Genomic DNA, 12,618 nt, shown 5'->3' with positions numbered 1-12,618 from the left:
ACCGTCATGCATCTTCCCGGAACTGATCAATTCAATCCAAGCGCAGAGAGCTGCCCATCGACATCAGCCCGCCATTCGGCCAGCAAAGTTTCGTTGGGCTGATGGCGCAGGCCGAAGCGCGACAATGTGTCGAAGCGTGCCGAGTCGGCATGACCGAAGCTCGCGGCGACGCGGGGATACCAGTAGACAACCGAAGCCCGCGCCTTGGCCCGTCCCTCGTCATCGGCGACGATGCGCGCAAGACCGGCGGCGCCGAGTTCGGCATGCCGCGTCTCGCGCGGCAGGATGGCACGGAAAACTTCGGCAAGCGGCTGATAGGAAACGTGCGCCAGCTCCTTCAGCTGCACGACGCTGGCAGCACCCATCAGCATGTTCATGACGACGGCATCCACCCAGCCCTGAAGCGGATAGTGAAAGACGGAAAGACGCATATCGCCGCCCTGCCTAACAGCGCCGATATCGGCATCGCGGGAAAGTCGCGCCGCCCAGGGATGGTGGACGGCATAGCGGCCGCCATCGACGCCGAAGGTCTCCATGATCTTCAGGACCTGGCCGGCGTGATCGGTCTTCTCCAGCACGATGCGCGCGGCGGAGATGCGCTCCTGAATGCCTGGAGCATCGTTGATGATATCGGCAAAGCCGGCGGAACCGGCCAATTCGCTATCGACGAAGCTCGCCATCAGACGCAAGAGTTCGCCGCGATAGCGCGGAGGCGCGTTGTCCGGCGAGGAGAGCATCCCACCCTCCTGCAGATATTGCTCGATCGGCATCGTCTCGGACATCTCGTTCCTCCCTTCGATGCGGACGCACCTACTGGTCGTAGCTGACAACGATACGGTCGGTGAGCGGGTAGCACTGACAGGTCAGCACATAGCCCTGGCGCACCTCGTAATCCTCGAGCGCGTGATTGGCCTCCATCTCGACCTCGCCTTCGAGAACCTTGGCCCGGCAGGTGGAGCAAACGCCGGCCTTGCAGGCGTAAGGCACATCCATTGCATTTTCGAGCGCGGCATTGAGCAGGCACTGGCCATGCTTGGGGAATTTGAAAACACGCGTCGCGCCGTCGAGTGTGACGGTCGCCTGGCAGCTCGCTCCCTGATCGGCGGCGGCAGCACTCTCCACCTTCAGGCGAGCTCGACCGGGCTGCGCGGAGGCGAAAAGTTCGAATTTGATTTGGTCGTCGCGCATGCCGTGCTCGCGCAGCGCTGCGGCGATCGCCAGCATCATCGGCTCCGGACCGCAGATGAAGGCTGTCGCAACCGACTTGATGTCGATCCAGCTCTTGAAGAGCGCTTTGCACTTCTCCGCATCGATCCGCCCCGTGAAAAGATCGATCTCCTGCGCCTCGCTTTCAAGAATATGCAATATCGACAGGCGACCGAGATAGAGGTTCTTCAGATCATCGAGCTCTTCGCGGAACATGATCGAGCTGATCTGCCTGTTGGCATAGACGAGCGTGAAGACCGAGCGGGGCTCACGCGCCAGCACGGTCTTGATGATGGAGAGGATCGGCGTGATGCCGCTGCCACCGGCAAAGCCGAGATAATGCTTGGCGATATCCGGCTCGATGGCGGTGAAGAAAGCACCCATCGGCGGCATGGCTTCCAGCGTATCGCCGGCTTTCAGATTTTCATTGATCCAGGTCGAGAAGCAGCCGCCATCCACGCGCTTGACGCCGACCTTCAGCACGCCTTCGTCCTTGCCGGCGCAGATCGAATAGGAGCGGCGCAGCTCCTCATCATCGAACTTGTGGCGAAAGGTGAGATACTGGCCCTGCGTGAAATCGAAGATGCCCCGATCATCCTCCGCAGGCGCCAGCGTGACGACGACTGCATCGCGCGTCTCGTGGCGAACATCGGTGACAGTCAGCGGATGAAAACGTGCCATGGATGCGGATCTCGTCCTTTGGGGTCAAATGCACTTGAAGTAATCGAAAGGTTCAAGACACTCGGTGCAGCGATAGCTCGCCTTGCACGGCGTCGAGCCGAACTGGCTGATCTTTTCCGTGTTCGTCGATCCGCAGCGTGGGCAGGCAATCGTGAGATTGGAACGGCCCGCAAGCCGATCGACGCGCTTCATCAGCACGCCATCGGCAGCGGTGCCATCGATCGGTGGGGCGATGCCGTAGGCGCGCAGCTTCTCGCGTCCCTCGGCGCTGATCCAATCCGTCGTCCAGGCGGGTGACAGCTGCCGCTCGAGGCGCACTCGATCGATGCCCTTTTCGATCAATGCCCGCTCGATATCGAGATTGATCACCGTGGTGGCGGGACAGCCCGAATAGGTCGGCGTCACCGTGACGACAAGCGTATCGTCTCGCCAGCGGACATCGCGGATGATGCCAAGATCGGTCAGCGAGATCACCGGTATCTCGGGGTCCGGCACCTGCGACAGCCAGTGCCAGATTTCATCGACCGAAAGATGCAGTGCGGTCGCCATTTGCGCCTCCTACCAGGCCGCGCCCGGATAGGCGCGCTGCAGGAACTGCATCTCGGCCAGAAGATAGCCGAGATGCTCGGTGTGAACGCCGCGCCGACCGCCCTTGTGCATGTAGCCATCAGCCGGACGTTTCAGCGTCGCTTCGGTAAGTGTATCGGAGACGATCTCGTCCCAGCCAACCTTGAGGCTCTGCAGCGACGGGGTCACTCCGGCTTGCGTCAACGTCGCATCAACTGCATCGTCGACAAACATTTCACCGGTAAAGGCCCAGAGATCGTCGAGGGCCTCCTGCATGCGGCGGTGGCTTTCAGCCGTGCCGTCGCCAAGGCGGATGATCAGATCGCGGCTGCGATCGAGGTGATAGGAGACTTCCTTGAAAGCCTTTTCCGCGATTTCGGCGATGCGCCGGTCGGTCGAACCTTTCAGCGCTTTCAGCAGCAGATAATGCCAGGCGTCGAAGAGAAATTGCCGCATCAGCGTCTTGCCGAAATCGCCGTTCGGACGCTCGACCAGCAGGATATTGCGGAACTCGTAGCCATCGCGCAGATAGGCGAGATCATCGGCGGAATGGCCCTTGCCTTCCACCTCGCCCGCCAGAGCGAGCCAGAGCTGCGTCTGGCCGATGAGATCAAGCGCGGTGTTGGCAAGCGCGATATCCTCCTCCAGCGCCGGCCCGCGGCCGCACCATTCGGAAACGCGGTGGCCGAGGATCAGCGTGTTGTCGCCGATGCGCAGGAGGAATTCGACAAGAGCGGCCTGATCGACCGCCGGCTCAAGAGTAGGGGTCGTCATCACATGTGCCCCACTTCATCGGGAATATCGAAGAAGGTCGGGTGACGATACACCTTCGAATTAGAGGGATCGAAGAGCGGACCCTTTTCCGAGGGCGCGCTGGCGGTGATCTCGGAAGACCGTACCACCCAGATGCTGACCCCTTCGTTGCGTCGCGTATAGACATCGCGTGCATTGTTGATCGCCATCTCGGCATCAGGCGCATGCAGGCTGCCGACATGGCGGTGGTTGAGGCCATGCTGACCACGGATGAAAACCTCCCAAAGCGGCCATTCACTGGACATGTTTCTCACTCCCTGATCATCCTGCACGCCTATTCGGCGGCAACCCTTGCGGCGGCGCGGCGCTCAGCCGCTTTCTCGGCATGCACCGTCAGGCCGTCGCGGAACCACGCGCCATCGTCCCACGCCTGCTTGCGGGCATTCAGCCGCTCCGCATTGCAGGGGCCGTTGCCGGCGATGACGTTGAAAAATTCCTTCCAGTCCGGCTCGCCGAAATCATAACCGCCCTTCTCCTCGTTCCACTTCAGATCGGGATCGGGAACGGTCAGGCCGAGATATTCGGCCTGCGGCACGGTCTGATCGACGAATTTCTGCCGCAGCTCGTCATTGGAATTCTGCTTGATCTTCCAGGCCATGGACTGGGCGGAGTGCACGGAGGCATCGTCCGAAGGGCCGAACATCATCAGCGACGGCCACCACCAGCGGTTCAGCGCATCCTGCACCATGGCCTTCTGTGCCGGTGTGCCCTTCACCATTTTCATCAGGATGTCGAAGCCCTGGCGCTGATGGAAGCTCTCTTCCTTGCAGATGCGCACCATCGCCCGCGCGTAGGGGCCGTAGGAACAGCGCTGCAGGGGAACCTGGTTCATGATGGCGGCGCCATCGACGAGCCAGCCGATCGCGCCGATATCGGCCCAGGTCAGCGTCGGATAGTTGAAGATCGACGAATATTTGGCCTTGCCGGAATGCAGCTGCTCATACATCTCGTCGCGGCTGATGCCGAGCGTCTCGGCGGCACAGTAGAGATAGAGGCCGTGGCCGGCTTCGTCCTGTACCTTGGCAAGCAGGATCGCCTTGCGCTCCAAGGTCGGGGCGCGGGTGATCCAGTTGCCCTCCGGAAGCTGACCGACGATTTCCGAATGGGCATGCTGGCTGATCTGGCGGATCAACGTCTTGCGATAGCCTTCCGGCATCCACTCCTTCGGCTCGATCTTCTGGCCAGCATCGACGCGCTCTTGAAAGGCGCGCTCCTGAGGATCCATCTCGTCGAGGGAGCGGATGCGGGCGCCGTCGGTTTTCACTATCTGTGCATACATTGATCTTTCCTCCGTCTTCGCGCCTCCCGCGCGATCGAGAATGATCGCAAGCCTGCAGTCGCCCTGAAGACTTCAGCCAAGCTGAAGCTTCACGGCACCGCTAGTATAAGCCTCTTTCTCGCTCTCCTCCACGAAACAGCGATCCACCGGCAAACACATTAACCGACCGATCGGTCATTTATTAGCATGCGATATGTCACAATACAAATGAATTTTTAGAATTTTCTGTGACATTCAATGCCGTAAAAGCACGTGGCGAGCCGAACCTCCATACTATGTACCTGAGCGGATTGATCCTTCAGCGGGCCTTGAGGTGATCGAGCCGAGCCTGGCTTGCCGGCGTCGTCTCTGGAAGCTGGCCTGCCTCATTGATGAAATGGCGGCCAACGTAAGCATCGGCTTTTTTCGACAAAAGCAGATAGAGATCGGCGAACAACCGCCGTGCCTCCTCGCCCGGCCAATTATCCGGGAGCGCAGACTTGGGAAGATGCGGCTCACGCAGCATGATCAGGCGATATTGATGCACGAGCAGAAGCCGCGCAATCAGGCAATCGAACGGCGATAGCGCGGCACAATTTCCGACGCGTTCGAAAAATGAACCGAACCGGGCAATGAATTCGCGATAGGCCTCCGCGAAGCGTGGCAGGTTCCAAGCCTCTTCGGCAAACTCCCGCAACGCGCCGTTTTCAGTCGCCAACTGCGCGTCGAAGACGACGACGCGGCCCGGCAGTGGCGGTGCGGGATGCGTTCCCACTGCGAGACGCGGGTTCAGCCTGGCAAAACCCTCCCGCTCAAGGCCCTGCATGATCTCTTCCGGCGCAGGTCCGTTGATGAGGACAAATTGCCAGCGGACCGCGGGTTGCGGTCCGTAGAACAGGCTGGCGGCCTCGACGAATTCGGCTTGTGCGGCATCGGTCAGCCGATAGAAGCTGCGGCGCCCTTCGCGCTCGCCCATAAGCTGACCGGCTGCCACCAGTCGCGACACCGCGGTCCGTACCAGCGTCTCGGTGATCCCGACGCTTTTGCACGTCTCGATGAGGTTGCCGATCCAGACGACGCCGCCCCGCGGCTCGATGACATCGCCGTAGATCGTCACGATAAAACTCGCCGCTTTTATCGGCAGGTCAATAAGGAGCGTCGCGACCGCTTCGCTCAAATCGTGGCCGAGTTTGACGTTATCAGCCGACACTCCAACCCTGCTCCGCATCTGCAATCGTTAGGGTCTATTAGCGTGAGATACTATCGGCATTCAAGCGCAGGCAGAGCCACGGATGCGCTCGCCGCCTATCGCGACACGTTCGTCGGCAACGCCGTGGTGTATTTGACGCATTTCAGTGAGAAGTGCGACGATGAGCTCAGCACAGCTTCATGGGTCAGGATACCTCGCATCAAAAGCCCTTCATATTCCCTGACATCGGCGACGACGGCACGGATCAAATAATCCCATTCCCCGGACATGGAGTAGCATTCGAGCACCTCACGATAGCTGGCGATGAACTGCTCGAAATCGCGGCGCGTCGCAGGATCATGGGTCTTCATCTTGACCTGGCAGAAGACGTTCAGCCCCTTGCCGATCTTGTCCGGATCGACAAGGCGAACCGTCCTGCCCAGCACGCCGGCGCTCTCCAGCGCCTTGATCCTTCGCCAGCAGGACGCAGGCGATGCGCCCACTTTTTCTGACAGCGCCGCCTGACTGATATCGCCCTCTTCCTGCAGAACGCGCAGAATCGCCCTGTCGACGTGATCAAAATCGAAATCTTCCATTCAGGAATCCGTCATTCATGAAATATTTCTTTCAGGTTCTACGTCAAAAGCTGCAAAATTGAAAGGAATAGTGCTGACGCTTGAATTAAAATGGTTGAGCCATCTGTAGGAGGATCATATGGCCCAGCTAGCCTTCAAAAACCACGAGCGGAACTCGCCCGACGATCACATCGATTGGCGCCGGGTTGCCTATCTCGTTCACCTCTCCCGGGCACTCGACGAGATGGAGGAAAAGCGTCTCGTTCCGGAAAAGAAGGTTCTCTATCAGTTTTCCGCACGCGGCCACGACATGGCGCAGATCCTCCTTGGAATGCAGCTGACAGGCCTCCACGACGCGACGTGTGGCTATTATCGCTCGCGGCCACTTCTGCTTTCGCTTGGCGTCGATCCGGCAGATGCGCTCGGCTCGGCCATGGGTCGCGCCGGAGGCTATTCCGACGGGCGCGACATTGGTGTCGTCTTCAACTATCCGAACCATTCCGGCGCCTCGGCCCTGCCCATGTGTGGCGGCGTTGGTGCGCAATATACCCCGACGGCCGGCTGGGCGCAGGCGATGAAATATTATACGACGACGTTGGGTCGGCCGGAGTATGCGCGGGACATCGGCGTCGCGCTCGGAGGCGATGGCTCCGTTGCCTCGAATGGCTTCTGGTCTGCCTTGACCGCTGCCACGACGCAACAATTGCCAATGCTGTTCTATATCGAGGACAACGGCTTTGGCATTTCGGTGCCTTCGACTGCGCAGACGCCGGGAGGGAATATCGCAGCCAATCTCGCAAGCTGGAAAAATCTCGCAATCTTCGATGGCGACGGCTGCGGCCCGGCGGAAGCAGCCCGGCTCGTGCAGGAAGCCGTCTCCTTCGTTCGCGAGGAGCGCAAGCCCGCTCTCCTGCGGCTGACGGTGCCGCGCCTTGAGGGTCACAGCTTCCAGGACACACAGACCTACAAGAGCGAGGAAACCGTGAAGCGCGAATGGGAGCGCGATCCCCTGCCGCGCCTCAAAGATTTCCTCGTTCCCGCCGTGATGACGATGCAGGAATGGGATGCCTGCGAAAGCGAAGCGCGCAAAATGGCCGAAAGCGCGCGCGCCACTGCTGAGGACCGACCGGTCGCAGATCCCTCCACCGTGACCCGCCATGTATTCTTCGACGGCAACATGCAGACGATGGGCGGGCAGCATCCCATAGGTTATGCGGCACCGGCGACGACGAGCGAACCGGAGACATCCGGCCCACGCATCAACATGGTCACGGCCATCCGCAGAACGCTCGAACACGAGATGTCGATCAACGAGCGCGTTGTCATGTTCGGCGAAGACGTTGGTCCGAAAGGCGGAGTCCATGCCGTCACCCTCGGCATGCAGGAAAAATTCGGCAGCGAGCGCGTTTTCGACACGTCGCTGTCCGAAGAGGGCATTATCGGCCGCGCCGTGGGCATGGCACTCGCCGGGCTCGTCCCCATCCCCGAAATCCAGTTCCGAAAATATGCCGAGCCGGCCACCGAACAGCTCAACGACTGCGGCACTATTCGCTGGCGCACCAACAACCGTTTTGCCGCCCCCGTCGTGGTGCGCATGCCCGGCGGTTTTTTCAAATGCGGCGACCCCTGGCACAGCCAGACCAACGAAGTTGCCTTCGTCCACCAGCCGGGCTGGAAGGTCGCGGTTCCATCGAATGCAGAGGATGCCGTCGGCCTGCTGCGAACCTCGATCCGCGGCAACGACCCGGTCATCTTCTTCGAGCATCGGGCCATGCTCGATGATGCCTGGGCGCGGCGCCCCTATCCCGGCGACAACTTCGCGCTGCCCTTCGGCAAGGCGAAGCTGACGCGGACCGGCAGCGACATCACCATCGTCACCTGGGGCGCCATGGTGCAGCGTTGCCAGGAGGCGGCCGAAGACATCTCTGCCGATACTATCGATCTCCGCACATTGATGCCCTGGGATCAGGAAGCCGTCCTTGCTTCGGTCGCCAAGACGCATCGCTGCCTTATCGTTCACGAAGACTTAGAAGCCGCGGGCTTCGGCGCTGAGATCGCCGCCGTCATTGCAGACAAGGCATTCACGGATCTCGATGCGCCGATCTCGCGTCTGACCATGCCCGATATTCCGAGCCCGCATAATCCCGCTCTTCTCGAATGGGCCGTGCCCTCGAGCGAGCGGATCGCCAAGCGCATTGCCGAAATCCTGGAGTTTTAGGGATGACTGGTATCATCGAGATCACGGCTCCGATCGAACAGGAAGGCACGAAGGCGGTTGTCCGAAACTGGCTGAAGCGGATCGGCGATCATGTGCGGGAAGGCGACGCGCTTGTCGAACTGGAAACCGACAAGGTGACTCAGGAGATACCGGCGCCATGCGACGGCATTCTGAGCGAAATTGCGATGGAGGATGGCGATGACGCCACGCCCGGCGCGATCCTCGGACGTATGAGCATCGAAAACGCGAACGGTGTTGCAGCGCAAGCGACCGAGGCCCCGTTGCAGATACAGCCGGCCTCATCTGCGACAGGTCCCGCCGCCGCTTATTATTCACCCGCTGTTCGCAAGGCGGCCGAGGAATACGGGATCGACCCGGCCGGTCTCAAAGGCAGCGGCAGGGACGGACGGGTCACGCGTGCTGATATGGATCATGCGCTGGAAACCGCCAAGCCGCATCCATCTGCGCCGGTGTCGCAGCGGGCTGAGACTGGACAGACCCCGCCGGCAGCTTCAGCTGACGGCAAATCTCGCATCGTTCCCCATTCCGCCATGCGGCTTTCGATCGCGAGGCACATGACCCAATCCCTGGCGACGGCACCGCAGGTGACCGCTATCTTCGAGGCCGATTTCACGGCGATCATGCGTCATCGCGAAAGCCACAAGGATCGACTGAAGGCCGAGGGTATAAACCTCTCCTACACCGCTTATTTCGTGGCGGCATCCGTTGCGGCCATGAAACTCGTACCTGAAGTCAACAGCCAGTGGCACGATGACGGCCTGGAGATATTCGAAGACATCGATATCGGCGTCGGCATCGCATTGGGCGACAAGGGCCTGATCGCGCCGATCATTCGGCAGGCGCAGGATCTCCAGTTGGAGGCGATTGCCGCGAGGCTCCAGGATCTGACGAACAGGGCGCGCTCCAGTGCTCTCAAGGCCGAGGACTTGAAGGGCGGAACCTTCACCATCTCCAATCACGGCGTTTCCGGCTCGCTGGTCGCATCCCCCATCATCATCAACCAGCCACAATCCGCCATCCTCGGCATCGGCAAGCTCGAGAAGCGCGTCGTGGTGCGGGAGATCGACGGCGTCGATACGATCCAGATCCGCCCGATGGCCTACGTGTCCCTGACGATTGACCATCGCTCCCTGGATGGGCATCAAACGAATGCCTGGCTGACGGAATTCGTGCGGGTTCTGCAGAACTGGCCTCAATGAGAGCGAGGGAGGAGCAATGAACACGACTGCGTTTTTCGATAGCCTTACGGAACAGAAGCCCGATCCTCTGCTTGAACTGATCGCCAAGTTCGCGGCCGATCCGAGGCCTGGAAAGATCGACCTCGGCGTTGGCGTCTATCGCGATGAAACCGGCCGAACGCCGGTCATGAAAGCTGTCAAGGCAGCCGAGCATCATCTCTGGGAAACGCAGCAATCCAAATCCTATATCGGTCCGGAAGGCGATCCTGTTTTCCTTAGAGCATTAGCGTCCGAAGTCTTCGGCGAGCGCCATAGTGGCAAGTATCTGGCGGGAATTCAGACACCGGGCGGCACCGGCGCTCTGCGCCTGGCCGCGGAACTGCTTGCTCTCGACAAGAGACGGAAAATCTGGATCGGCACGCCCACTTGGGTCAATCACCAGGCAATCTTTGCCAGCGTCGGCCTTCAGATCGCAACCTATCGTTTCTTCGATATCGGCAAGCAGACCGTTCTCATCGATGAGATGCTGACGACCCTACGGAGCGCGGCACCCGGCGATGCCGTGCTGCTGCAAACGAGCTGTCATAATCCGACAGGCGCGGGATTGTCATCGCAGAATTGGCGAGACATCGCTGAGATCGTCGCCGACAAGGGATTACTGCCGCTCTTCGACAATGCCTATCAAGGCCTCGGTCACGGCCGGGTCGAAGATGCAACCGGCATGATTAATGTGATCGAAGCGGTCGGCGAGGCTATGGTTGCCGTCTCCTGCTCCAAATCCTTCTCGCTCTATCGGGAGCGCACCGGCGCGGTCTATCTCTTCGGCGATCAGCAGGCGCCGTTAAACAAGGGCATCGGCAATCTGGCGAGCTATGCCCGCACCAGCTATTCCATGCCGCCAGCGCATGGGGCTGCTATTGTTACCGCGATCCTGCAGGACCCATCGCGGCGCCGGGCCTGGATCGATGAACTCAGCAAAATGCGCAACCGCATAGTCGAAATCCGCCAGGCCGCCGCCAAAGCCTTTGCAAAATTCCGTCCTGATCTCGCCAATATCGCTTCGCAGGAAGGTATGTTCTCCCTTCTGCCGATCTCTCCGGAAAATGTCCGGCAGCTTCGGGCCGAACACGGCATCTACATGCCGGATTCCGGCAGGATCAACGTGGCCGGGATGCGGCTCACGGATGTCGCATCCGTCGCGGAGCGCATCGGTCCATATCTTGCCTGAATATGCGCCCAACTAGTCCGGCGTTTCACGCAAGGGCCTCATCAGGACGCGCTAATCGGCTCGCTGGCCGTAGGTTTTGCTGCGCATCCAACGCGGCAAAAGCACTCTGATCCACTACTGCCTGAACGCCATGCGCGGTCCCACAAGTGGATCAAGCGCGTGCGGCTTCGCACCTATTGACCTTTTCATACATAAATATAATCTGCGTATATGCAAACTGATGGCCAGCTTGGGCTGTCACGTCAATAGCCAGATCGAGATCCGGTTCGAGCATGAAGGCAGTCTTGGCCGCGATGGTCTCGCCGCGAGGCATCTGCCTTTGGGAGGAGTGACTATGACAAACGACAATCCGGCGCTGCAAAGCGCCGTGCGCAAGGCGACGATTCGTCTTCTGCCCTTCCTGGGCTTGATGCTGATCCTGAATTTTCTCGATCGCTCCAATGTCGGCTTCGCCAAGGTGGCTTATCAGGCCGATACCGGTATTTCAGATGCTGCCTATGCCTTCGGCGCCGGCATTCTCTATCTGGGCTATGCCACCTTCGAAGTGCCGAGCAACCTCATCATGCAGCGCGTCGGCGCCCGCCTGTGGCTCAGCCGCATCATGATCACCTGGGGCATCGTCTCGGCCTGCATGGTCTTTGCCCATACACCGATGAGCTACTACATCGTTCGTTTCCTGCTCGGCGTCTGCGAAGCCGGCTTCTATCCGGGCGTCTTGCTTTACCTGACTTACTGGTTCCCGGCCAAGCATAGGGCGCGCGCTACCGGCCTCTTCTATCTCGGTGTCCCCCTATCGCTGGTGATCGGTGCACCGCTCTCCGGCTGGTTGCTCACTCATCACGACGTCCTTGGCCTTACCAACTGGCAATGGATGTTCGCGGTCGAAGGCCTTGCGGCAACCGTCGTCGGCATCCTGGCCCTCTTCTTCCTGACGAGCCGCCCAACAGAAGCGAAATGGCTGACGTTGGAGGAGAAAAATGCGCTGAATGCCGTCATTGAAGCGGAAGAGCGCAGCAAGCTTTCCGAAGTGAAGCACTCCGTCTTCAGCGTGCTGAAAGATTGGCGCGTCCTCGCCTTCGTCGGCATCTATCTGTTCATCCAGATCGGTGTCGGCCCGATCACCTTTTACCTGCCGGCGCGGCTGGCACAGGCGCTCGGCGGCGGCGTCAATACCTGGGTCGGTGTGCTGCTCGGCCTACCCTGGCTTTGCGCGCTTTTCGCAACCCGCTTCTTCACCGTCTATGCCGACAAGCATGACAACCATCGCATCGTCTGCATCGCCATGCTGACGGCCGGCACCATCGCGCTAGGAACGATCGGCCTGACGATGAATCCGTGGGTAATGGTGATTGCCGCCTGCATCGCGGTTCCGGGCCTTGCCTCTTCGCAGCCGGTCTTCTGGAGCCTGCCGACCCGCTATCTCGGGGGCGTCGGCGCCGCCAGCGGCATAGCCTTCATTGTCTCGCTCGGCAATCTCGGCAGCTTCGCCTCGCCGCAGATCAAGGCCTATGTCGACGCAGCCACAGGCAATGGCGATATCGGCTTCTATATCCTCGCCGGCTGCTGCTTCCTGTCTGTCGTGCTGCTGATCGCACTCGGCCCGCACCGCCGCTGGATCGCCGACGCCGAGCCGGCCGCCAGTGGCAGCCGTTCGCATTGAAGGAAGAGAACTTTCGATCCTCGC

The 12,618-nt window shown here is 60.4% G+C and carries 12 protein-coding genes; 4 read left to right on the top strand and 8 right to left on the bottom strand.

Going from position 1 to position 12,618, the window contains the following annotated elements:
- Positions 1 to 26: 26 nt before the first annotated feature.
- The 8 genes from PH562_RS25720 to PH562_RS25685 form a co-directional block, all read right to left on the bottom strand.
- Positions 27 to 782 (bottom strand): Phenylacetic acid catabolic protein, encoded by a 756-nt coding sequence (locus tag PH562_RS25720; RefSeq protein ID WP_285176557.1) that lies wholly within the window; start codon positions 780 to 782, stop codon positions 27 to 29.
- A 28-nt stretch (positions 783 to 810) separates the two neighbouring features.
- Positions 811 to 1,887, bottom strand: coding sequence for a 1,2-phenylacetyl-CoA epoxidase subunit PaaE (gene paaE, locus PH562_RS25715; RefSeq protein WP_285176556.1), 1,077 nt, complete (start codon positions 1,885 to 1,887; stop codon positions 811 to 813).
- Positions 1,888 to 1,911: 24 nt separating this feature from the next.
- On the bottom strand, positions 1,912 to 2,436 hold the full coding sequence (paaD, locus tag PH562_RS25710; protein ID WP_285176555.1) for a 1,2-phenylacetyl-CoA epoxidase subunit PaaD: 525 nt from the start codon (positions 2,434 to 2,436) through the stop codon (positions 1,912 to 1,914).
- Positions 2,437 to 2,445: 9 nt separating this feature from the next.
- Positions 2,446 to 3,228 (bottom strand): 1,2-phenylacetyl-CoA epoxidase subunit PaaC, encoded by a 783-nt coding sequence (gene paaC, locus PH562_RS25705; RefSeq protein WP_285176554.1) that lies wholly within the window; start codon positions 3,226 to 3,228, stop codon positions 2,446 to 2,448.
- Complete coding sequence (paaB, locus tag PH562_RS25700; protein ID WP_069061017.1) at positions 3,228 to 3,512, bottom strand: 1,2-phenylacetyl-CoA epoxidase subunit PaaB; 285 nt, start codon at positions 3,510 to 3,512, stop codon at positions 3,228 to 3,230. Before paaB ends, paaC begins: the two co-directional genes overlap by 1 nt.
- 29 nt (positions 3,513 to 3,541) lie before the next feature.
- Positions 3,542 to 4,546, bottom strand: coding sequence for a 1,2-phenylacetyl-CoA epoxidase subunit PaaA (gene paaA, locus PH562_RS25695; protein WP_285176553.1), 1,005 nt, complete (start codon positions 4,544 to 4,546; stop codon positions 3,542 to 3,544).
- A gap of 298 nt (positions 4,547 to 4,844) precedes the next feature.
- On the bottom strand, positions 4,845 to 5,735 hold the full coding sequence (paaX, locus tag PH562_RS25690; protein ID WP_285176552.1) for a phenylacetic acid degradation operon negative regulatory protein PaaX: 891 nt from the start codon (positions 5,733 to 5,735) through the stop codon (positions 4,845 to 4,847).
- 95 nt (positions 5,736 to 5,830) lie between these two features.
- A complete protein-coding gene (locus PH562_RS25685; protein WP_285176551.1) occupies positions 5,831 to 6,310 on the bottom strand; it encodes an Lrp/AsnC family transcriptional regulator in 480 nt (159 codons plus the stop codon).
- Positions 6,311 to 6,428: 118 nt separating this feature from the next.
- On the opposite strand from PH562_RS25685, the gene PH562_RS25680 reads away from it, so the two are divergent.
- The 4 genes from PH562_RS25680 to PH562_RS25665 all read left to right on the top strand — a co-directional run bounded on the left by PH562_RS25680 (position 6,429) and on the right by PH562_RS25665 (position 12,594).
- On the top strand, positions 6,429 to 8,507 hold the full coding sequence (locus PH562_RS25680; RefSeq protein WP_285176550.1) for an alpha-ketoacid dehydrogenase subunit alpha/beta: 2,079 nt from the start codon (positions 6,429 to 6,431) through the stop codon (positions 8,505 to 8,507).
- A 2-nt stretch (positions 8,508 to 8,509) separates the two neighbouring features.
- Positions 8,510 to 9,727 (top strand): dihydrolipoamide acetyltransferase family protein, encoded by a 1,218-nt coding sequence (locus PH562_RS25675; protein WP_285176549.1) that lies wholly within the window; start codon positions 8,510 to 8,512, stop codon positions 9,725 to 9,727.
- A 16-nt stretch (positions 9,728 to 9,743) separates the two neighbouring features.
- Positions 9,744 to 10,934, top strand: coding sequence for an aromatic amino acid transaminase (locus tag PH562_RS25670; RefSeq protein ID WP_285176548.1), 1,191 nt, complete (start codon positions 9,744 to 9,746; stop codon positions 10,932 to 10,934).
- A 334-nt stretch (positions 10,935 to 11,268) separates the two neighbouring features.
- Positions 11,269 to 12,594 carry an MFS transporter gene (locus tag PH562_RS25665; RefSeq protein WP_113228541.1) on the top strand — a complete coding sequence of 442 codons (1,326 nt, stop codon included), beginning with the start codon at positions 11,269 to 11,271 and terminating at the stop codon, positions 12,592 to 12,594.
- Positions 12,595 to 12,618 lie beyond the last annotated feature (24 nt).

Origin of the sequence: Rhizobium centroccidentale, from assembly GCF_030182565.1 — a bacterium.
Taxonomy (GTDB): domain Bacteria; phylum Pseudomonadota; class Alphaproteobacteria; order Rhizobiales; family Rhizobiaceae; genus Rhizobium.
Note: the sequence above shows the minus strand (reverse complement) of the source record. Positions and strands in the feature narration are given on the sequence as shown.